Raw genomic sequence first — 20,973 nt, forward strand, 5'->3', positions numbered from 1 at the left:
GTTAACCCGATTTCTTGTGAAAACCAGCAATCTTTCGATAGTTGGCTGCCACTTCCTCAAGCTCTTCGGCAGTTATCAGATCTTCAATCAGATTGTCCGGGCCGGTCACACGCGCAGCCGCGATGTCCAGAACCTGTTCCGGCCCACCCTGACGGTTCGTCAAAACGACATTAGCTGCAATGGGCAGACGCAGCTCCTCGTAAGCTTTAAGGCCCACGAGGCCATTATTTTCGGCTAGACAGTCGGCAAGCGCGCGAGCATCGAGGACAGCTTGGCTCGCACCGTTCGCGCCAATCGGATACATCGGATGAGCAGCATCCCCAAGCAGTGTCACCCTACCCTCTGTCCAATAAGGCAGCGGATCGCGGTCGATCATCGGGAACTCGGTCACGACATCGGTGGCAGTCATGATCTCGATTATGTCCATATCCGGCATCGCGAAGTCACGGAAGCGTTCAAGATAGTCCATCGTGGCACCACGCGTCCAATCCGCGTCGTTAATATGCCTTGGCGCGCTGTGCCGGATTTCGGCAACCCAGTTCGTCAGAGCCCTGCCCTGCTTGCGTAGCTGCTCGCTGATCGGGTAAGTCACGAATTTGCAATCGTGATCCCCGGCGATAACCATGGTTTTGCCATCGGCGATCGGATCCATTTCGACCGCACCACGAAACATCATGGTGCCTTCATAACACAACGGCCCTTCATCCGGATGCATCTGCTGGCGCAGCTTTGACCGCAGCCCCTCGGCCCCAATCAGAAGATCAGCCTCAACCTTAGTGCCGTCATCAAACAGCACGGTCACCCCATCCGCGTCCTGCATGTATCCGACAACAGGATGGCCCGTTTCAACGGCATCCTTACCCAGCCGTTCGCGCACCGCCGCAAGAAGTATGAACTGCAGTTCGCCGCGATGGATGGAATACTGCGGTGCAGGAAATCCCGCCTCCACGTTGCGCGGATCCGACTGGATCAGATGCCCATATTTGGTCCGGTACTCGATGCAACGAGTTCGAACGCCGACGTCATCGAGGGCGGCGCCCAAACCGATATCATGTAGAATTTTCGAAGAATGCGGCATCAGATTAATACCTACACCCAAGGGTTTGATCTCATCGATCGCTTCAAAAACTTTCACATCAATGCCTTTCTTATGCAGGCAAAGAGCCGCACTTAGGCCGCCGATACCGGCACCCGCAATCACGATCATTGTCATCGTTCTCCCCCACAAATACGTATCATTCCACAGGATTTTAATCTCACGGAAAGGTTCTTACGCATATTTCAACGTGACTTAACCCTTGAAAGCAAGCCACGCAGATGACAAATACTTTTCATATTACAACATCAGGAGCGCTCGATGCATCTGCCGCTTGCAGACCGCCATCTCTACGTTCTCGGGGGTCCGTCAGCCCATGTGGGGTTCCTGAACTGCGAACGGATATCCGAACGAAGCCATATTCACGACTGGTCAGTCGAAGCGCATTACCACGAAGGTCTCGCTCAGTTGTTTGTTTTCGCCAAGGGACAGGTGGGAGCGCGGCTCGACTATGCTCCAGAATCCATCACCGGGCCGGCAATGGTGTGGCTCCCAGCACTATGCAGCCACGCTTTCGAATATGAAACCGGGATGGAGGGTTGGGTCATCACAATCCCAACCGGCGATCTCTCTCAACTCTCTACAGAAGCACCATACTTAGATCATTGGATCAACCGACCTCAGTTGCTCGTAGGAGAAGACCATATAACATGCCTCACGGAAGCAATCGATATCACGCGCAGGATAGAGACAGCGCATTGCGAGGCACTGGAGGATCAGAACTTGGCGCTGAAGTCCCTTTTCTGCCTGCTACTTGTCCTACTGAACAGAGGACTGCGCGACAACAGGGCCCTTCAGGACGGCAATACTCAGCGAAAGCGCTACCTCGTGCACGAGTTCCAGTGCTTGGTGGAAAATCCCGCGACCAGTAGTCACTCTGTAGCAGAGTTCGCAAAGGCACTGTCGGTGACATCCACTCATCTTTCTCGTACCGTGAAAGCAGCTACCGGTCGCACCGCCAGCGAAATTCTTTCAGACCAAATGCTGCTGAAAGCGAAGAGAATGCTCGCTTTCAGCGACCAGTCCATTTCGGATATTGCGTTTGCTCTTGGCTTCTCAAGTCCTTCCTATTTCAGCCGCTTCTTTTCAGCACGCGCAAGCGAGACGCCTCGTGATTTTCGCAAGAGAATACGAAGCCAATAACCTCCTTCTCTTTCAGCACGGGTGCTACTTTAGGGCCATATAAGTTTTTTGCCATAGCGCTCGCCGTTTGATCTACTAGGGATGGCAAAAATCGGCGCGCCCATACCAGGCGACAAGAGGCCCTCAAAGCGTTCGCCTACCACGAGCATTCCCGCCGACTATCGGTTCCTTGACTGATATCAAGATGGGTCGTAAAAATTTATCGTTCTGGTTCCGACTTACTTCCACCTTCCCGGCATATCGCCACCCAATGAAAACGCGCATCGAACCGCACGATTCACGGCCATCGGCAATACCGACATATGTGTCTCGTCAGGATAGATTTCAAAGCCGGCCCGCAGGCCAAGGCAAGTGAGACTTGCCGCCATCTCCCGCGCGGCGGCGACGGTACGGGTCTGCTCCTTCTGCGCCAGCCTTTCGGCGGCATCGGCGCGGTCTCGTTGAAACGGGGCCAATTCGCTGCCTTCCCATTCCCCGGCAGACAGATGCACGGTCAGTGCACGGCCAGCGGGCTGAAACTCTTCCAGATGCCTTTGAAGAAAGCTGTCTTCCCATGTGATGGCCGGGCTTGCGGCGATCCAGGTGCGAAACGCATCGGGGCGGGTGAACATCAGCCACAGCGTGAACAGGCCGCCAAAGGAATGACCGAACAGCGATTGCCGTTCGGGATCCAGCCGGACATGGTCCGCTAAAAATACCCTGACATCCTCAAGCATGAAACGCGCCATTTCGCCGCCGCCGCCAGTCCTGACCTCGGCTCCGCCCTCGTGGAAAGGCGGATAGCTCCGTCCCGGCGGCGGACCCAGATCCCAACTGCGGCGAAAGGGATCATAGGCGTCAGAGGTCGGATAACCTATGGCAATCAGCGCACCCCAGCCGATATCCGTTCCCTCGGGCCAGAAAGCCTGCGCACGCATCGCGTCGACCGCCGTACCGATCACCGCGTTACCGTCGAGCAGCCATAATGCCCGCCAACCTGTCTCGGGCGGCGTGCCGGGGGGAATCCACAGAAATACGCGGCGAACAGCGCCGGTCACGCTATCGGCCAGGTCGAACCATCGCGTTCCACCGCAATCAGCGGTGCCTTGGGCCACGATCAGAGGCATCATGGCAGGTCAGAAATTACGGCTGAGCGTCAGGCTAACCTTGCGCCCGTCGCCAAGGGCACAGCCCAGATTATCGTAGCAGACGCCGTAATATTCCTTGTCGAACAGGTTGGTGACACCAAGATCGACGGCATATTGATCCGCCTCGTAACGCATGGCCAGATCCGCAGTCGTATGCGACGGGGTTACGCGCCCATTATACTGCGTCGAATAGGAATCCGACTGGTAGCGAAGCCCTCCACCGACCGACAGGCCGGGCATGAAGCGCGAGGCGTCCCAGTCCAGCCATAGCGAGACCTGGTGGCGGGGTGACATGACATTTTCCTTGCCCCTCTTGGCGGGATCGGCGGATTCGGTGATCTCGGTATCGAGATAGGTATAACCCAGGACGCCCTGCAGTTCCTGCGTCAGCTTACCTCGCGCCTCGAGTTCGACGCCACGGGCACGGATCTCACCGACCTGAGTCGAATGCGTATAGTCGATATTCCCGTCCTCGTCGAAATAGTAGTCCTCGACATTGGTCTTGCGCAGATCGAACACCGCCGCGCTCAACAGCAGGTCGCCGAATGGCGGCATGTAACGCAACCCGGCCTCTAACTGCTTGTTACGGGATGGGTCGAGCGGATCGCCGTCAATAGTGGTCCCGGCATTCTGGATGAAGCCCTCGGAATAGTTCAGATAGGGCGTCAGGCCATTCGCGAATTCATGGGTCGCGCCGATCATCGCCGTCGTGGCCGCGTCATCCTTGCGTTGGATGCCGCCGGCCCCCAGCAGATCTTCATTGCGACTTTCCAGCCAACTGCGCCGCAGCCCGGCGGTAATGGTGGTTCCCTGCCCCAGATTCAGGTGATCCTGAAGGTAAAGCCCCTTCTCGGTATAAGTTTCGCGGTTGCGGCTCGACAGGGAGGGATCCTCTACGAGGAAATCAAGCGAAGGATCGTTAAAACCGATCATAAAGGCACCGGTCTGGTAGTACTGATCGGCGTCATTATCAGCATGCTGATAATCGACCCCAACCGTCAGGCTGTTATTCGCCGCTCCGAATGCCCGCCGCCATTCCAGATTGACATCCGCACCCAGAGTCTTGGCGGATTCGTCTTGCCGCAAGGCCGTGTAGCTGATTCCCGCCGCGGTTATTCTGTCCCGATAGGCATGGCGGTAATCCGTATTCTGATGCGCATAGCGCGCGCGGGCGTTCAGCACCAGCTCGGACGAAAATTCATGCGTCAGCTCCAGTCCCAGCGACTGCTGATCGGTCTTGAACTGGTTGTAGGGTGACGACCGGTAAGCGAAATCTCGGGGCAGAACGCCAAGCGACAGGTCGTAATCCTCGCCAGCAATCGGAAACATGCCGCTTGGCGTGCGTGCATCTTTCTGCACATGCGCCAGCAGCGTCAACGAGGTGTAATCCGTGGGCGCCCATGTCAACCCGCCGGCCAGAAATGCGCGATCATCCTCGGAATTGTCGATCTCGGTCGCACCGTCTCGCCACAGGCCGGTGATCCGTCCGGCCACGGTCTTCCTTGCATCAAGAGCATCACCGAAATCAAAACCGACCTCGCCGTTGCCATGACTGCCATATCCGAGACGTGCTTCGGCCTTGCGTTCGAAAACCGGTCGCTTCGTGACCAGATTCACCATGCCCCCGGCATCGTTCGACCCATAAAGTACGCCCGCCGGTCCGCGCAGCACATCCACACGCTCAAGCATGTAAGGATGCGAGGAAAAGGCCGTGAAACCCACCACTTTCTGCGGCAGCCCGTCGCGGTAAAGCGCGCCCGAGCCAAGATCGAAGCCCCGGATCGAGAACTGATCGAACCGGTCGTCATTGCCCCATGTCGACGCATTAACGCCGACCGTGTATTTGATCGCGTCCTCGACCTGCGCCGGTGCCCTTCGTTCAAGCTCGGTCGAGGTCACGACAGAAATGGATTGCGGCACCTCTGCAAGTGGTACGCCGGATTTGACGCCGGTTTCGGTGCCCGGCGCCAGATAACCGTCGATCTCGCCGGTATAGGGAATCGCTTGCAGGACGATCGGGGAAAGTTCGATCACCTCCTGCTGTTCATCCTGTGCAAGAGCCTGCACCGGCATCACGATGAACGGCAATGACAACAGGGCAGTGGTCCGGCAGAACAGCCGGTTCAGCCCCGGAAAAGCGGCAGTGGATAGAGGATGACAGGGCATTCCTTCGGCTCCCCAAGTATTGCGACGACGAAACCGGCGCGGGCCGGTCGGCGGAATACCTGGGATTTTCCTGGGTGACGGGTCTATTCGTTACCGCCGAGGCAATGTCAACCCGTTAGAAAGCTTCACTTTCCGTTTGACGGTCGCGTGTCCCCCGGAATACATCCACTGGGCCAGCCCGACGCCAGCCCGATCACGAGATGAACCACGAACAGGTGTCGGGATTCGAAACTGGCTTGCATTCTTGATGGCATTTGCCTTGCTGGGCGCTGCGATGGCGGTTTCGCTGGCACTTGGTGCGCGCGCCCTGACGCTGCCGGAGATTTGGGCATCGCTGCTTGGGGCGAATGGCTCGGCACAGACCAGCGCGACCATCATGGACATGAGGTTGATGCGCAGCCTGACCGGGATACTCACAGGGGCGTCGCTTGCGGCCGCCGGACTGGTGATGCAGCACCTCACCCGCAACCCATTGGCCGATCCGGGAATACTGGGCGTGAATGCCGGGGCGGCGCTTGCCGTGGTGCTGGCGATCTGGCTGCTGGGCTGGACACATCCCGTCAATCTTTCCGCAATTGCCGTTTGTGGCGCGGGGCTTGCCGCGATTTCGGTGTTCTTACTTGGTCGTGGCGGCAAGGCAGGTGACCGGGCTGGAATCCTGAGGCTGACATTGGCCGGCGTCGCCGTTTCCGCGCTGTGCCTGGCCTTCGTCTCGGCGATCGTCCTGCTGGATCAGGACACACGGAATCTGTATCGCTTCTGGACCATCGGCTCTCTGAGCGGAGGCGATCACGACAGGCTGTTCTGGCTGTGGCCCCTGGTGGCATCAGGATTGATCATCGCGGCTCTGCTGGCCCGAAGGGTCGACGCTCTCGCACTTGGCACCGACACTGCCCGCAGTTTCGGCGTCTCGGCCGAGCTTACCGCAAGCCTTGCATTGGTCTCGGTTGCGCTGCTGGCAGGAGGAAGCGTGGCCCTTGCGGGACCGATCGGCTTCGTCGGACTGATCGTACCGCATCTGACGCGGCATCTGGTGGGACCGTCGATCCTGCCCGGACTGGCGATCGCCTGCCCAATGGGAGGCACCTTGCTGCTGATTTGCGACAGTATCGGCAGGATCGTGGCGCGCCCCGCCGAAATCCAGACCGGGATCATTCTGGCGCTGATCGGGGGGCCAGCCTTTCTCGCGCTGATCGGTCGGGCCGCACGATGAGAGCGCAGCTTCCAATCATCTTCGCGCTTATATTGGCTTTCACCGCCGCGCTGTGTCTTGGCAGGACGACCGTGACCTTCTCGGACCTTGTGCAGGTGCTGCGTCAGGGGGACGAAGCGAAGGTCTGGTTCCTGATTTACGATCTGCGCCTGCCCCGCCTGTTGACCGCAACAGGCGCGGGCGCCGCATTCGGATTGGCGGGCGCGATCAGCCAATCTCTTTTCCGCAACCCGCTTGCGGCTCCGGAAATGCTGGGCGTGACGGCAGGTGCGTCCCTGGGCGCGGTTGCCGTGCTGCTGACGGGTGCGAACGGGATCGCGGTCACGACTGGCGCGATTAGTGGGGCGATTGCCGCGACCTGCATCCTGTTGGTACTGACCGGACGCCAGCCCGAGGTTAGCCGGTTGATCCTCACCGGCATCGGGATCTCGCTGACCGCAACCGCGATGACCAGCCTGTTGATCAGCAGGGCAAGCGACACCATGGCCGGAGATGCGATGCTATGGCTGACTGGTTCACTGAACGGACGGCACTGGCCACACGCCGAATTGATTTGGTCCGTTTCACCGTTCCTGCTGGTTGCGGCAGCGGTGGGTGCCCGGTCCTTGGACCGGATGGAACTGGGCGACGATCTGGCGCAAAGTCTTGGCATCCGGGTTCAGGTCGCACGTCCATTGCTGATCCTGTTGATTGCGGCGCTGGTCGCTGCCGGGGTGGCGGTTACAGGGCCTATCGGTTTCGTCGGGCTGATGGCGGGCCCGATAGCCCGGCGGCTTGCCGGTGGTAGCAGCCCCGACCTGATCGGCGCCGCGATGATCGGGGCGTTGATCCTGCTGCTTGCCGATTTGATCGTAACATTGACCGCACCGCTTGCCCTGCTTCCCGCCGGGATCTTCACCGGCCTGATGGGAGCACCGTGGCTGATCTGGCTGCTTTGGCGCGGCGATACCGAAAGGAGGCCGGGATGACCCTTGAAGCACTCGATCTGACACTTGGCTATGGCGGTCCACCAATCGTCCGGAACCTGAGCGTGAGCATCCCATCCGCGACCGTAACCGCGATCATCGGGCCGAACGGATGCGGGAAATCCACCTTGCTGCGAGGGTTGGGTGGGCTCATCCCGGCCCGGAGCGGACGGGTGCTATTGGGTGACGAAGACTTGGCGAGACTGCGCCCCGCCGCCATCGCCCGCCGGGTGACATTGCTGCCACAATCGCCGACCCCGCCCGAAGGCATCCGTGTCGCCGAACTGGTGAGTCGTGGCCGCACGCCCTGGCTACGCCCCTTCCGTCCCATGGGTGCACGCGACCGCTACGCCATCCACCAGGCGATGGAGGCTACGGCGATTGCCGACCTTCGTGACCACCGGGTTAGCGACCTGTCGGGTGGACAAAGACAACGGGTCTGGATCGCGATGGCCCTTGCGCAAGAGACCGGTTGGCTGCTGCTGGACGAGCCGACGACGTGGCTTGACCTGCGGCATCAGCTTGACCTGTTGAAACTGCTGCGGAGGTTCAATCGCGACGACAATCGCAGCATCGTCATGGTGCTGCACGACATCTCGCAAGCCGCGCGCTTCGCCGATCACGTGATCGCCATGCGCGACGGCGAGATCCTAGCACAGGGAACACCCGCGCAGGTGATTTCCGCCGAGGTGCTGGAGCAGGTCTTCGGCCTGGCCTCCAAGGTCATCGACGATCCGCTGCATGGTTCTCCGCTGGTCCTGCCGATGTGATGAGGAAGAAAAGATGAAACACAGTGCATTCGATCGCCGTTGTTTTCTTACACTCGCAGCCGCTGGTCTCGCCGTACCTGCCATTGCGCGGGCATCGGCGAATTGGCCGCGCACAGTGCCCCATGCGCTTAGCGCAACTACGATCGATGCGCCACCAAAGCGCGTTGTCTCGGTCGGCCTCCATGAACAGGATTTTCTTTATGCCCTGGGGATCGCTCCGGTTGGTGTGCATGAGTGGTTTGGCAACTACCCGCACGCGACCTGGATATGGGCTGAAGAGGCCCGAAAGACGCTGAGCGCGGCCCCTGCGGTGCAAAACGGCTTCGAGGTGGATATCGAATGGGTTTATGCTCAGGAACCCGACCTGATCGTCGCCTCGTTCTTCAACCTGTCGCAATCGGATTACCGGTTGCTTTCGGGTATCGCGCCTGTCATCGCCTCGCCCGAGGGTTACCCCGTCTGGAGCGCACCATGGGAAGCGGAGCTGCGGTTGATCGCGCAGGCGACCGGAACCGAAGCACGAGCGGAAACCGTGATCGCCGGAATTGACGAACGCATCGGTAAACTCACCGCGGCGAACCCGAAGTTCTCGGATAAAACCGCGACCATCGGCTTTTTTGCCGAGAATCACTTCGTCGGCTACCGGACCGACGCCGGGGGTAATCTTCTTTTGCGAGAACTCGGTTTACGGACTCCGCCTGAATTCGACGATCTGGTGCAGCCAAATGGACAGTTCTCGGTCAGTCCTGAACGGATCGACCTGTTCGAGCTCGACGCTGTTCTGTGGCTGGTCGACCCGGGAACCGCGCAACGGATCCGGGACATGCCCGTCTACCGGGAAACCCGATTGGCCCGCGAAGGCCGCTCGATCTGGGCCGATCCCGAACTGACCGGCGCGCTCAGCTTCATGTCGCCCTTGTCGATCCCCTACGCACTGGATCGTATCGCGCCCTTGCTGCATATGGCTCTGGATGGCGATCCGGCAGCCGGATGATCTGCAGAGAATGGACCTTAGAAGATATTTGACTATCCTGACACCTAGCCGCGCACGCTTGCCGCACTGGTTGATCAGCGGGCCGCTGAGGAGCCCGCGCCTGTTGCGATTTGCAACGCCGCCCATTCCTTGGCCGCGTCATTGCGTGCCGAGGCCGCCGCGAGCCGCGCAGAGGCCCGTGAACGATCGGCTTCCAGCAGGTCGACAAGTTCCAGCGCACCGGCTTCGAAATTTTCATAGGCCAGGTCATAAGCCCGATCATAGCTGTTTGCCGCTTGCTCCAGCGTTCCCGCTCGCTGCCGGTAACGGCGCAGGTTCGACTGGGCGGTTTGGACGTCCTCGACTGCGGCTGCGACCGAAGATTTCCATGCAATCTCTGCCTGTCGCGCCTCGGAAACCTTGCGCGACCGGGCGGCCTGTAACGCGCCCTGGTTGAAGACCGGTAAAGACAGGCCCGGACCAAAGCCCCAGGTCGTATCACCACCCCGGTCCGTCACCGTTCCGGTCAGCGAGATCGAGGGCAAGAGGTCAGCTGTCGCGACGCCCACTGCCGCAAGCGCGGCAGCGTAATCGCTCTGTGCTGAACGGATATCGGGACGGCTCCGCAGCAGGTCTGCGGGCACTCCGGTTCCCGGCCCGGGCGGTGTCCGCAACTGAGCCGAACCGCGTTGCATCTGCTGCATCAGCGGTTGTGCCTGCAGGTTCAATAGCGTGGAGAGGCGATAGACCTGCGCATTGAACTGCGCCTCGTAATTTGGCAGATCGGCACGGGCGGTTTGCAGCAGCGCCTCCGTCTGGGCCGTATCGTACTCGGTCGCAAGGCCCAGCGATTCCATGTTGCGTGTCACTTCCAGCGTAGCTTCACGGGCTTCTATGGTGTCTCGCGTCAATGCCAGCGCCTGCTGATAAAAACGTGCATCCGCATAGGCCGAGATCACCTCGGCCAGCCATGCCAACCGGGTTGTCTGTGCCTCCGCCTCGGCGGACCGGTAGCTGGCAGTCGCACCTTCGCGCGCACGACGCGCGCCTCCGAACAAATCGAAAACGAAGCTGGCCGAGAGATTTGCAGTGTTGGCGGTGTTGGCCACAATGCCGTCCCCGCCGGACCGCTCACGCCCCGCGCTGCTCGAGCCGCTGACTTGCGAACCCAAGACGCCCGCCGCTCGCATATCGGCCGCAGCCGCCCGGATCCGCTCATTCGCGGCCATGATATCGAAGCTCTGCCCCATTCCAGATTGGACCAGCCGGTTCAATGTCGTATCGTCATAGCCTGACCAAAAGGCAGTCTCGGTGCCGCTGGCGGCACCCTCACCTTCCTCGAACTCTGCTTGAACGCTGGGTGTCGGGATATCTGCCGGGTCCGGTCCAACCGCCGTACAGGCCGTCAGCGTCAGCATCGACACAAAGATTGTCTGGCGCACGAAAACATTGGAGGTCACGAAGTCTTTCCCTTTCTGGTGAACATCTTCACGGCCTGCAACACGGCAACATAGAATACCGGCACCAGGAAAATTCCGATCACGGCCGAGGACGCCATGCCGCCCAAAACCCCGATCCCGATCGAGTTCTGCGCACCGGCCCCTGCCCCTGTCGCGATGGCCAGCGGCAACACGCCCAGCATGAAGGCGAAGGTGGTCATCAGGATTGGCCGCAGCCGCATTCTTGACGCCTCGATGGCGGATTCCAGTAGCGATTTGCCCTGCGCCACCAGAGATTGCGCAAATTCCACGATCAGGATGGCGTTACGGGCCGCAAGCCCGATGGTGGTCAGCAGGCCGACCTTGAAATAAACGTCGTTGGTTTGCTCGAAGAACAGAGCGGCGACCAATGCCCCGAGGATACCAATCGGCACGGTCATCATCACCGCCAGCGGCACCGTCCAACTTTCGTAGAGCGCGGCAAGGGCAAAGAAAACCACAAGCGCCGAAAGCGCGAATAGCATCGGGGCCTGGTTGCCCGAAAGCCGTTCCTGATAGGACAGGCCAGTCCAGGCCGTGCCATAGCCACCATCCAGATCGGCGACCATTTCCTCCATCGCATCCATCGCCGCGCCCGAAGACAGACCCTGCGCCGCCGCCCCACTCAGTTCCAGTGCGCGTGTTCCGCCATAGCGAGCCAGAGCCTGCGGTTCCTGATCCCAAGCCTGAGTTGCAAAAGCTCCGAAAGATACCATCTCGCCCTGATCGTTGCGGGCATACCATCGATTGATGTCCTCGGGTTGGGAACGGACATCGGCCTCACCCTGTACGATCACCGGACGCAGCTCGTTGGCCAGTGCAAAATCATTCACGTCGCGCCCGGCAAAGATCACCGACAGCATCGCATTGACCTCCGAGATAGACAGCCCGAAGGCCGCGGCCTTCTGCTGATCGATATCCAACCTCAGCGAGGTCTCGAACGGTGCCTCGTTGCCGCGCAGATTGGTGACTCGGCCATCGGTCTGAGCATCGGCGACAAGCTGATCAGCGGCGGCGGAAAGCGCCTCTTGTCCGCGCCCGGGCTGATCAACCAGCTGCATGGTGAAGCCCGAGGAGGACCCCATTCCCTGAATCGCGGGTGGTTGCAGGAAATAGACCTGCCCGGCGCGATTGTTCATGAAGAAATGGGTATTCGCGCGGCCAACCAGCGAGGCGACATCATGGCCATCGCGTTCTTCGTAATCCCGCAGCTTGGCAAAGACCATCGCATTGCTCTGGCCCGAGCCGCTAAAGCCGAAGCCCAGCGCGCCGAAGACCGACTCGACCGTCTCGGATTCTTCGTTCAGAAGATAGTCCTCGACCTGCTCGACAAGCGCCTTGGTCTGGGGAGTAGTTGCACCATTGGGCGTTTCCACCATGACCATCATCACGCCCTGATCCTCATCGGGCAGGAACGAACCGGGCAGCTTCTGAAACAGCATGATCGCGCCAATACAGATCGCCACCAGCACCACCAGCATGCGAAAGGGCCGCCGCACCAGCCGGGTCACCACACCGCCATAGCCATTGGTCGCCCGGTCGAGATTGCGGTTGAACCAGCGCGCGAGCGCAATTCCTGCGCCATGCTTGCGCGGTTTCAACAGGCTGGCGCACATGGCAGGCGTCAGGATCACCGCTACGCCCAACGACAGAACCATGGCGGTGATGATGGTGACTGAGAATTGTCGGTAGATGACCCCGGTCGCGCCGGTCATAAAGGCCATTGGCAGAAACACCGCCGACAGGACCAGCACGATGCCGACCAGCGCCGAGGTGATCTCACCCATGCTCTTCTCGGTGGCCTCGACGGGGTCGAGGCCCTCTTCCTCCATCACCCGCTCGACATTCTCGACCACCACGATGGCGTCATCGACCAGCAGGCCGATGGCCAGCACCATTGCGAACATCGTCAGCGTGTTGATCGAATACCCGGCCAACGCGAGCATCCCGAACGTTCCCAGAAGCACCACCGGGATCGCGATCACCGGAATGATCGTCGCACGCCAGCTTTGCAGGAAGCACAGGATGACAAGGAAAACCAGGATGACCGCTTCGATCAGGGTGTGATAGACTTGATTGATCGATTCCTCGACAAAGGGCGAGGTATCGTAAGGATAGACGATCTCGACGCCATCCGGCAGGGAAGGCGCGATATCATCCAGCACCTTGCGCACCGCCTCGGCCGTCGAGACGGCATTAGCGCCGGTGGCCAGGTTAACCGAAAAACCCGCCGCCGGGTTTCCATTAAACCGGGAATCGCCGCCATAGCTTTCCTGCCCGATCTCGATCCGGGCGACATCGCCCAGAAAGACCGTCGAGCCATCGGGATCGACGCGCAGCAGGATCCGCTCGAATTCCGCGACGTTGGAGAATTGCGACTGCGCCGACAGGGTCATGGTCAGTCGCTGCCCTTCGGCAGCTGGCTGCGCGCCAAGACTGCCGACGGTGACATTGGTGTTCTGTTCGGATACGGCGGCGGTGATGTCAGCGGGCGTCACCTGATACTGGGTCATCTTCATCGGATCCATCCAGATCCGCATCGCATAGCCCGAACCAAAGGAATTGATCGAGCCGACGCCCGTTGTCCGCTTGACCGGATCCTCGATCATCTGTGCGGTCAGATCGCCCAACTCGACCGACGTATAGCTGCCGTCAGCGCTGGTCAATGCGCCGATCATCAGGATCGATGAGGTCGAACGCGAGACGTTCACCCCGCTCTGCTGCACGATATCCGGCAGTTGCGACGTCACCAGTTGCAGCTTGTTCTGCACCTGTACCTGCGCAATATCGGCGTCTACGCTATCGTCGAAGGTCAATGAGATCGAGGTTGATCCCGGCGTCGAATTCGACGTCATGTAGATCATCCCGTCGATCCCGGTCATCGCATCCTCGATCACCGTAGTGACAGAGTTCTCGACGATCTCGGCAGAGGCGCCGTTATAGCTTGCACTGATCTGGACGGTGGTCGGCGCAATTTGCGGATATTGCTCAATCGGCAGAGTGGCCATGCCAAGCCCGCCGACCAGCATGGTCACGAAGGCGATGACCCATGCGAAGACGGGACGGTGGATGAAAAACCTTGCCATACTGGATTACTCCGCTGCCGGGGCGTCGTCGGTTTCGGTCGCGGACGCATCGCCGGGTGCAGAATCGTCAGGCGCATTCTTTGCGGTGGTGTCGCGCACCACGCCGTTCTCGTCAAAACTGACCGGAACGGTGACCACCTCGGCCCCTTCCGTCAGTCCGGTCAGCCCGTCCACCGCCAGAAGCTCGCCCGCCTCGACGCCATCGGTGACGATCCAGTTATTTTGGTAGCCGCCGTCATCGGTCAGTTGCCGTTTCTCGGCCTTGCCGTCCCTGATCACCCATGCGGTCAGCTTACCGGTCTTGTCACGGGTGCCGGCGGATTGAGAAACCAGGATTGCACGCATCGTGCCGAACTCGATCTGGCCACGCACGAACATGCCCGGCAACAGCAGCAAATGCGGATTATCGAAACGGAACCGCGTATCCACCGACCCGGTCGAGGTCGACACGCTGAAACCGGGCGCGACCATTTCACCCATAGCCTCGTAGGTCTGGCCGGTTTCCAGCGTCAGTGTTGCCTGAAGCTTCTCGTTCATCTGCAGCTGTCCGTTGCGGATATCGCTAATAGTGGCAAGCATTCCAGCTGAGGGCGCAAGAATGTCTACTTCGATCGGATCCAGCCGCGTCACAGTAGCCAACGCATCGGCCTGCCCCGAGGTCACCAGATCGCCGACAGAAACCTTTGCCACGCTGGCCATACCGTCGATCGGGCTGGTCACCAAAGTCCAGTCCAGGTCAGTTTGTGCCAATTTCAGGGCCGCCTCTGCCGATTGCACCGAGGCCTGTGCCTGTTCCATGGAGGCGCGGGCGGTTTCGACCTGCGCCAGCGTCGTGCCCGAGCCCTGCAATTGCTGGGTCCGCTCATACGCGGACTCAGCCTGGATGAGCGTCGCCTTGGCCGATGCAACCTCGGCTTCGGCACTGGACAGGTTTGCTTCATAGGTTGTCGTATCGACCTGGAACATCGGATCGCCCTGCTTCAGCGGGCGCCCGGCCTCATAAAGAATATCAGTGATGATCCCGTTGACGCGCGGCCGGATCGTCGCATCGGCCCCGGAAACTGCGCGCCCCGGTAAGGTTACCACGCGCGGCACGTCCTGCAGCTGCAACTCGATCACCCCAACCTGTTTGGGTGGCATCTGTCCGGCATCTTGCGCCGCAGCAGGACCGGCAATCATCAGTAACCCGGCAAGGCCAAGGCAGATCGGAAAACGGAAATCAGGCATCATGATAGTCCCGGGCAAGATACGGCCCTATGCGGCGAGGACCTGGTTCGGAGGCCTTCTTGCATAATTTTGCACGGCATGCAATACGTGCCCCATGTGAAACAGCAGAAATGTCAGCCGATGGTCATATCTTCAAGTCTTCGTGATCGACGCCGCTTGCAAACCGAGCGTGAAATCCAATCGGCTACGCTGCAACTGGCGTTGCGCGAGGGCTTCGAGACGGTGACAACCGAGATGATTGCGGCGGAAGCGGAGATCAGCCTGCGGACCTTTTTCAATTACTATACGAACAAGGAGGCTGCGCTGCTCGGCAAGCGGCCGGAGATCCCTCCGGAGATCATCGCCTGGTTCGAGAGCGCATCGGGTCCGCTAATGAACGACCTGTTCGAGGCACTTGGAAAGCATCTAAGCAACACCCAACTGGACCGCGATACGATCCGGCTGATCGACACCTTGCTGGAACGCTCGCCCGAACTGGTGCCGATCTTTCACGCTTCGCTACAGAAGCTCTCTGACCAGATGGCTGACCTCATCGTATCCCGCCTGGGCGAGACAGCCCGCCCGGAGGCCGAGTTGCTGGCCGAACTGGTATCTCATGCACTGGCCCATGCGATCCTCAGCTGGTCACAATCCGACGATATGGCCGAAACCGCAATCATCGGCCTTATCAGGCAGCAGATCAGAAAACTTGGAACGATCATCTGCGATATGCTGTAAGAGCTGTTTCTTGACGCCCCGCATCGTATCTGATTGTGCTAGCGTGAATTGCTTCACATGCAGATGCCTTGGAGTCCCGGCCTGTGGCCTTTGGCATGACATCCTGATCGCACCAAAGCCAACGAGAACGGCCGCTCATGAGATAACCGCCCGGTATTTTTCGAAGCAGAGAAGACAGCCCGGAGCGGCCAGCTTGGCATGAAGGGTACGGCGATGGCATCTGGCGAGACAACTGGGACCATCCGGTTGAGAAATTTCAGTTTTTTACGACGTATAGTTAGAGGTTCAACCCACCTCAAAGCCTATACATCCCCCCTTCATACCAAACTCCCACATTACGATCCCTCGCTGAGCTTGCATCGCCGGAAAAATAAGGCGGAAGCTGGAGCCGAGCCCAGAAGGAAGAGTCCAATGCGCAAGAGGGTTCTTCGAAGCTGATGTTGACGGTCTAAAGCTCGCCGTCCACTTCGAGGCCGCCACGGTACTGTCGCCCCCGATGGCTAGGTGCTGGCAATGACGAGGCCTAGGGCCACCTCGTCGATCACGGCCCTGAGGATCTTGGCAACGGCGAGCGATTCAATGTCGATGTGCGCGTCGTCGGCTGCGACGACGAGGATGGCGCGGCCCGCAACGTTTCCTGCACCTGCGCGATGCCGGTGGATAAAACCACCACCTTCCAGCCTTGCCGGTTTCCTTCAGGCGGATCGCCTATTCCAAGGCAGTCTAGTCGAAGGGATTCATCGACATCTTCACGTTTGCAAGATCGGCATCCGAGCCGTCGGTCTTCACACTAACCTTCCCGTTTTAGTCGATCCCACGTTTGAGAGGTACGAGAACCTGAATGTAATTTTTCTTGAGATTAGCCTTTGAAGGATGATTTTTTGAATTCCGTGCCGAAAGGCTTCGGCCAAATATAGATGCGGTTTACTCGTTGGAAATTTATCTCCCTTGGAATACGGGCTTTCGTTTCTCAGAGAACGCCTTGCGCCCTTCAGCGAAGTCCCCGCTTTCGCCGCAGGCGGCAATTGCCGCGAGGACGGGCGACAATTCGTCCTCCGGAGGGGTATCCGCCGCCATCTTGGCCGCGCGGATCGTCAGCGGGGCATTGACCGCGATGGCCGCAAGATAAGCCTCGGCGTCTTCGGTAAAGCTGTCCTTCGGGAACACTCGGCTGACAAGGCCCAGACGCAGGGCGTCCTCGGCGCTGTATCTCAGCGCTGTGAACAGCATTTCTTTGGCCGTGGTCGCGCCGACCAGCGACACCAGCCGTTGCGTGCCGAAATAGCTGTAGCCTAGACCCAGCTTGGCCGCCGCCACTGAAAAGACCGCCCCCGCCTCGGCAATGCGCAGATCGCACAGGGCCGCCAGGGACACGCCCCCACCCATGCAATAGCCGCGGATCATGGCCACGGTCGGGCGGGGAAAGCGCAGCAGACGTGCCAGCGCAAGTTCCGCGCCCCCTTCATAGGCGCAACGCGCGCGGGCACGTGACTCGGGGTCGTCGAAGCCCGAGACATCGGCACCCGAGGAAAAGGCCCGCTCGCCCTCTCCGGTCAAGACCAGCAGCCGCAGATCGGGGTCGTCCTCAAGCCGGATCAGCGTCTCGTTCAGCTGATCCAGCATCCCGGCCGAGATCGAATTCAACTTGGCCGGGTTGGACAGGGTGATCCGGGAGATGCCACCCGCAGTTTCGACGATGATCTTGCTGTCAGCCATGGGTATCGGTCCTTACAACCCGGCAAAGGCCAGGATTTCGGCGTGGTGCTCGTCCAGTTCGGGCGCGGCGGGCAGCCGGTCCGGATAGGTCTCGGCATCGACAAGGACCGGCGTGCAGGCCAGTTTCAGCTGCGATCCGTCCAGCGGCGCGATCGCCCCGCGCGCCTTGACCTGGGGGTCGTTAACCATGTCCTTGATCGAATTGACCCGCGCGGCGGGGATCGATGCGGCATCCAGTCGCGACAGCCACTCGGCCACCGGCGCGGCGGCCAGCTTGTCCTCGATCATCTCTTTCAGCGCCGCATTGTTGGCCACGCGCGACGCCCGGTCGGCAAACCTTGGATCCTCAAGCAGATCGGACCGGTCGATCACGCCGCAGAATGTCTTGAACAGCTTGTCGGTGCCAGCGGTGATGACTAGATAACCGTCTTGCGCGCGGAAGGCGTCGAACGGCGCCGAGCCGGGATGCGCCGCTCCTGTAGGGCCAGGAGAGGTCCCGGTTAGCGTGAACCGACTGATCGCGTTTTCCAACAATGCCATCTGGCATTCCAGCATCGAGATATCCACCCGCGCACCCTTTCCGGTGGTGCTTCGCTGAAGCAGCGCCGACTGGATGCCAAGCGCCGCGAAGACGCCCGCCGCCAGATCCCCGAGCGAGGTGCCAACTCGTGCGGGTGGCTGTCCAGGGTGCCCGGTCAGGCTCATCATGCCGCTCATCGCCTGGACGACTAGATCGTAGGCCGGCTTCTTGCGATAGGGGCCGCTCTGCCCGAAGCCCGAAATCGAAGCGAAGACCAGACGGCCGTTCCTGGCCCGGATCGCCTCCCAGTCGTAGCCCAGCTTCTCCATGACGCCGGGGCGGAAATTTTCCACCAGCACGTCGGCCTTGGCCAGAAGCGCCTCAAAAACCCGGCGATCCTTGGGCGCCTTGAGATCCAGCGCGATCGACTTCTTGCCGCGGTTCGCCAGGGCGAAATAGGCCGACCTGTCGCCTTCGAAGGGCAGGAACTGCCGGGAATCATCCCCGACCTCAGGTTGTTCGACCTTGAGAACGGTCGCCCCCAAATCCTGCAAGATCATCGTGCAATAGGGGCCGGAGAGGACGCGCGTCAGGTCCAGTATCACAAAGCCGGCCAGCGGACCATTGCCCTGCGGCAGGCTTGCGTCGGTATCGGGTGTCATGTTCGCTTCCTTCGTTGCATCAAGATGTGCGGCGCAGCACGGTCCCGGCAGGGATAGCCCCGCCGGGACCGTGCTCCGATACGATTGTAATCAGGCCTCTCCGGCGGGCAGGTCAACCGCCCGCCGCTGCTTTATCATGCTGCGCATCCCGCTGACGGCGGCCCAGATCAGCAGCAGCCCCGAGATGCCCAGCACCGGACCCGACAACTGGCCGGTCAGCAGGACGGTGGCGTCTCCGCGGGCCAGCAGCATGGCGCGGCGCAGGTTTTCCTCGAGCATCGGGCCCAGCACGAAGCCCAAGATCAGGTTGGCCGGACCATAGCCCACCTTCTGGAAGAAGAACCCCAGCCCCCCGAAGAGCAGCACGATCCCCACGTCGAAGACACTGTTCTTCATCGAATAGACGCCGATGCAGATCAGGGCGATAACAATGGGATAGATGAACTTGTATGGGAATTGCAGCACCCGCACCCATAGCCCGATCAGCGGGATGTTCAACAGCAGCAGGAACAGGTTGCCGATCCAGAAGCTCGCGATCAGGCCCCAGAACATCTGCGGGTGATCCGTCACCAGCATCGGCCCCGGCGAAATCCCGTGGATCATCAGCGCGCCCAGCATGATCGACATGGTCGCACTGCCCGGGATGCCGATAGTCAACGTCGGGATAAAGGCGGTCTGGGCGGCAGCGTTGTTAGCCGCTTCCGGCGCCGCGAGGCCTTGGATCGCCCCCTTGCCAAAGATCGACCGGTCCTTGGCCATCCTCAGTTCGACCGCATAGGCCAGAAAGGCCGAGATCACCGTTCCCGCCCCGGGCAGAGCCCCGAGGAAGCCCCCGATCGAGGACCCGCGCAGGATCGGACCCGCCACCTGACGCACCCAGGCGAAATCCGGCAACATGCTGCGCAGGCTGACCTTCTGGGCTGCACCCCGGTTGCCCGAGCCGCCGATGGAATTGGCGACCTCGGAGATCCCGAACAACCCCATGGCGATGGCGACCAGGCTGACCCCGTCGCGTAGCTCCAGCAGATCGAAGGTATAGCGGAAATCGCCCGAGGTCACATCCGTCCCCACAGTGCCCAGCAGCAGACCCAGCACCACCATGATCATCGACCGCACCGCCGACCCGGTGCCGACCGTCACGGCCGCCACGAGCCCCAGCACCATCAGCGCAAAGTAATCGCCGGGGCCGAATTTCAGACCCAGCTCGGCGATCGCAGGGCCAAAGCCCATCAGCGCGATCACGCCCAGGGTGCCGCCGGTGAAGGACGCGATGGCAGTGGTGAACAGCGCCCGGCCGGCCTTGCCCTGCTTGGCCATCGGGTTGCCGTCCAGACAAGTCACGGCGTTCGAGGGCGTGCCCGGCAGATTCAGCAGGATCGACGCGATCGACCCGCCATATTCCGCACCGTAATAGATGCCGCCCAGAGCGATCAGCGCCGTCGTCGGTTCAAGATAGAACGTCACCGGCAGCAGCATCGAGATGGCTGCCAGGCTGCCCAGCCCCGGCAGCACGCCGATCAGCGTGCCTATGAAGACGCCCATGAAGCAATAGGCAAGGTTGGTCAGCGTCGCCGCGGTGGCAAAGCCGAGGATGATATTTTCCCACATGGCATCAGGCTCCGAAGCGGAACAGCGGCATGGTCATGCCGAGGAGTTGTGAAAACAGCAGCCAGGCACCAATGGCGGTCAGCGTCGCGATGGCAAGCGCCGGGATCAGGCCGTAGTTCTTTTCAGCCAGGCTGCACAAGCCGATGCAGATGAAGAAGGCCGGGATCATACCGAGATACAGCATCGAGATGCCAAAGCCCGTCACCGCGGCAAGGATCGCGAAAAAGGCGCGCCATTCGATGTCAACTTTCGGGGCGCCCTGCACGATGGCCGAGGTCGCCTCGATCACGCCCAGCCCGATCAGCAGGGCCGACAGGACCACCGGCAGATAGCCCGGCCCCATACGCAGCCCGCTGCCCATATTATATTGCGATGCGACGACAAATCCAATCAGACCGATCGCAATCACCACCACGGCCATGATCAGCCGCAAAGACACGAGTTTTGGCATGGTGAAACTCCTCAGGAACCCTACAGACCGGGCTGTGGGTCGCGCAGGTCAGGAG

The 20,973-nt window shown here is 60.5% G+C and carries 16 protein-coding genes and 1 pseudogene; 6 read left to right on the forward strand and 11 right to left on the reverse strand.

Annotated elements, in window-relative coordinates; all coding sequences use genetic code 11:
- Window position 1 precedes the first annotated feature (1 nt).
- Complete coding sequence (locus JHX88_RS11260; protein WP_076527058.1) at window positions 2–1,213, reverse strand: flavin-dependent oxidoreductase; 1,212 nt, start codon at window positions 1,211–1,213, stop codon at window positions 2–4.
- A gap of 144 nt (window positions 1,214–1,357) precedes the next feature.
- Here JHX88_RS11260 and JHX88_RS11265 point away from each other — a divergent pair, with 144 nt between their 5' ends.
- Window positions 1,358–2,239: an AraC family transcriptional regulator gene (locus JHX88_RS11265; protein WP_076527057.1), complete on the forward strand. Its 882-nt coding sequence runs from the start codon at window positions 1,358–1,360 to the stop codon at window positions 2,237–2,239.
- A gap of 218 nt (window positions 2,240–2,457) precedes the next feature.
- Here JHX88_RS11265 and JHX88_RS11270 read toward each other — a convergent pair whose 3' ends face one another.
- Window positions 2,458–3,348, reverse strand: a complete 891-nt coding sequence (locus tag JHX88_RS11270; protein WP_076527056.1) for an alpha/beta hydrolase — start codon at window positions 3,346–3,348, stop codon at window positions 2,458–2,460.
- Window positions 3,349–3,354: 6 nt separating this feature from the next.
- Complete coding sequence (locus JHX88_RS11275) at window positions 3,355–5,532, reverse strand: TonB-dependent siderophore receptor (RefSeq protein ID WP_076527055.1); 2,178 nt, start codon at window positions 5,530–5,532, stop codon at window positions 3,355–3,357.
- A 247-nt stretch (window positions 5,533–5,779) separates the two neighbouring features.
- Between JHX88_RS11275 and JHX88_RS11280 the strand changes: the two genes are divergently transcribed.
- From JHX88_RS11280 to JHX88_RS11295, 4 genes are read left to right on the forward strand one after another with little or no spacing between them, the layout of a single operon-like run.
- Window positions 5,780–6,745, forward strand: a complete 966-nt coding sequence (locus JHX88_RS11280; RefSeq protein ID WP_084203208.1) for a FecCD family ABC transporter permease — start codon at window positions 5,780–5,782, stop codon at window positions 6,743–6,745.
- A complete protein-coding gene (locus tag JHX88_RS11285) occupies window positions 6,742–7,713 on the forward strand; it encodes a FecCD family ABC transporter permease (RefSeq protein WP_076527054.1) in 972 nt (323 codons plus the stop codon). The genes JHX88_RS11280 and JHX88_RS11285 overlap by 4 nt, the downstream gene beginning before the upstream one ends.
- Window positions 7,710–8,480 carry an ABC transporter ATP-binding protein gene (locus JHX88_RS11290; protein ID WP_076527053.1) on the forward strand — a complete coding sequence of 257 codons (771 nt, stop codon included), beginning with the start codon at window positions 7,710–7,712 and terminating at the stop codon, window positions 8,478–8,480. The genes JHX88_RS11285 and JHX88_RS11290 overlap by 4 nt, the downstream gene beginning before the upstream one ends.
- Window positions 8,481–8,493: 13 nt before the next feature.
- Window positions 8,494–9,474 (forward strand): ABC transporter substrate-binding protein, encoded by a 981-nt coding sequence (locus JHX88_RS11295; protein ID WP_076527052.1) that lies wholly within the window; start codon window positions 8,494–8,496, stop codon window positions 9,472–9,474.
- Between the two features lie 74 nt (window positions 9,475–9,548).
- On the opposite strand, the gene JHX88_RS11300 is transcribed toward JHX88_RS11295, so the two are convergent.
- The 3 genes from JHX88_RS11300 to JHX88_RS11310 are packed head-to-tail and all read right to left on the reverse strand — an operon-like array spanning window position 9,549 to window position 15,244.
- Entirely contained in the window at window positions 9,549–10,913 is a 1,365-nt protein-coding gene (locus JHX88_RS11300; RefSeq protein WP_272847999.1) for an efflux transporter outer membrane subunit, read from the reverse strand.
- Window positions 10,910–14,017 carry an efflux RND transporter permease subunit gene (locus tag JHX88_RS11305; protein WP_076527051.1) on the reverse strand — a complete coding sequence of 1,036 codons (3,108 nt, stop codon included), beginning with the start codon at window positions 14,015–14,017 and terminating at the stop codon, window positions 10,910–10,912. The genes JHX88_RS11300 and JHX88_RS11305 overlap by 4 nt, the downstream gene beginning before the upstream one ends.
- Before the next feature lie 6 nt (window positions 14,018–14,023).
- Entirely contained in the window at window positions 14,024–15,244 is a 1,221-nt protein-coding gene (locus JHX88_RS11310) for an efflux RND transporter periplasmic adaptor subunit (RefSeq protein ID WP_084203219.1), read from the reverse strand.
- A gap of 120 nt (window positions 15,245–15,364) precedes the next feature.
- On the opposite strand from JHX88_RS11310, the gene JHX88_RS11315 reads away from it, so the two are divergent.
- Entirely contained in the window at window positions 15,365–15,961 is a 597-nt protein-coding gene (locus JHX88_RS11315; protein ID WP_076527049.1) for a TetR/AcrR family transcriptional regulator, read from the forward strand.
- Between the two features lie 509 nt (window positions 15,962–16,470).
- Here the strand turns inward: JHX88_RS11315 and JHX88_RS11320 are convergent.
- The 5 genes and pseudogenes from JHX88_RS11320 to JHX88_RS11340 all read right to left on the reverse strand — a co-directional run.
- Window positions 16,471–16,750: pseudogene (locus JHX88_RS11320) on the reverse strand (adenine nucleotide alpha hydrolase family protein); the annotation flags it as partial.
- A 150-nt stretch (window positions 16,751–16,900) separates the two neighbouring features.
- Window positions 16,901–17,677: an enoyl-CoA hydratase gene (locus JHX88_RS11325; protein ID WP_076527048.1), complete on the reverse strand. Its 777-nt coding sequence runs from the start codon at window positions 17,675–17,677 to the stop codon at window positions 16,901–16,903.
- A gap of 12 nt (window positions 17,678–17,689) precedes the next feature.
- Entirely contained in the window at window positions 17,690–18,859 is a 1,170-nt protein-coding gene (locus JHX88_RS11330) for a CaiB/BaiF CoA transferase family protein (RefSeq protein WP_076527047.1), read from the reverse strand.
- A 90-nt stretch (window positions 18,860–18,949) separates the two neighbouring features.
- The gene (locus JHX88_RS11335; RefSeq protein ID WP_076527046.1) at window positions 18,950–20,467 is read right to left on the reverse strand and encodes a tripartite tricarboxylate transporter permease; all 1,518 of its coding nucleotides are present in this window, start codon (window positions 20,465–20,467) and stop codon (window positions 18,950–18,952) included.
- Between the two features lie 4 nt (window positions 20,468–20,471).
- Complete coding sequence (locus tag JHX88_RS11340; RefSeq protein ID WP_076527045.1) at window positions 20,472–20,918, reverse strand: tripartite tricarboxylate transporter TctB family protein; 447 nt, start codon at window positions 20,916–20,918, stop codon at window positions 20,472–20,474.
- Window positions 20,919–20,973: the final 55 nt, after the last annotated feature.

The organism is Paracoccus saliphilus, from assembly GCF_028553805.1.
In the GTDB taxonomy this organism is placed as follows: domain Bacteria; phylum Pseudomonadota; class Alphaproteobacteria; order Rhodobacterales; family Rhodobacteraceae; genus Paracoccus; species Paracoccus saliphilus.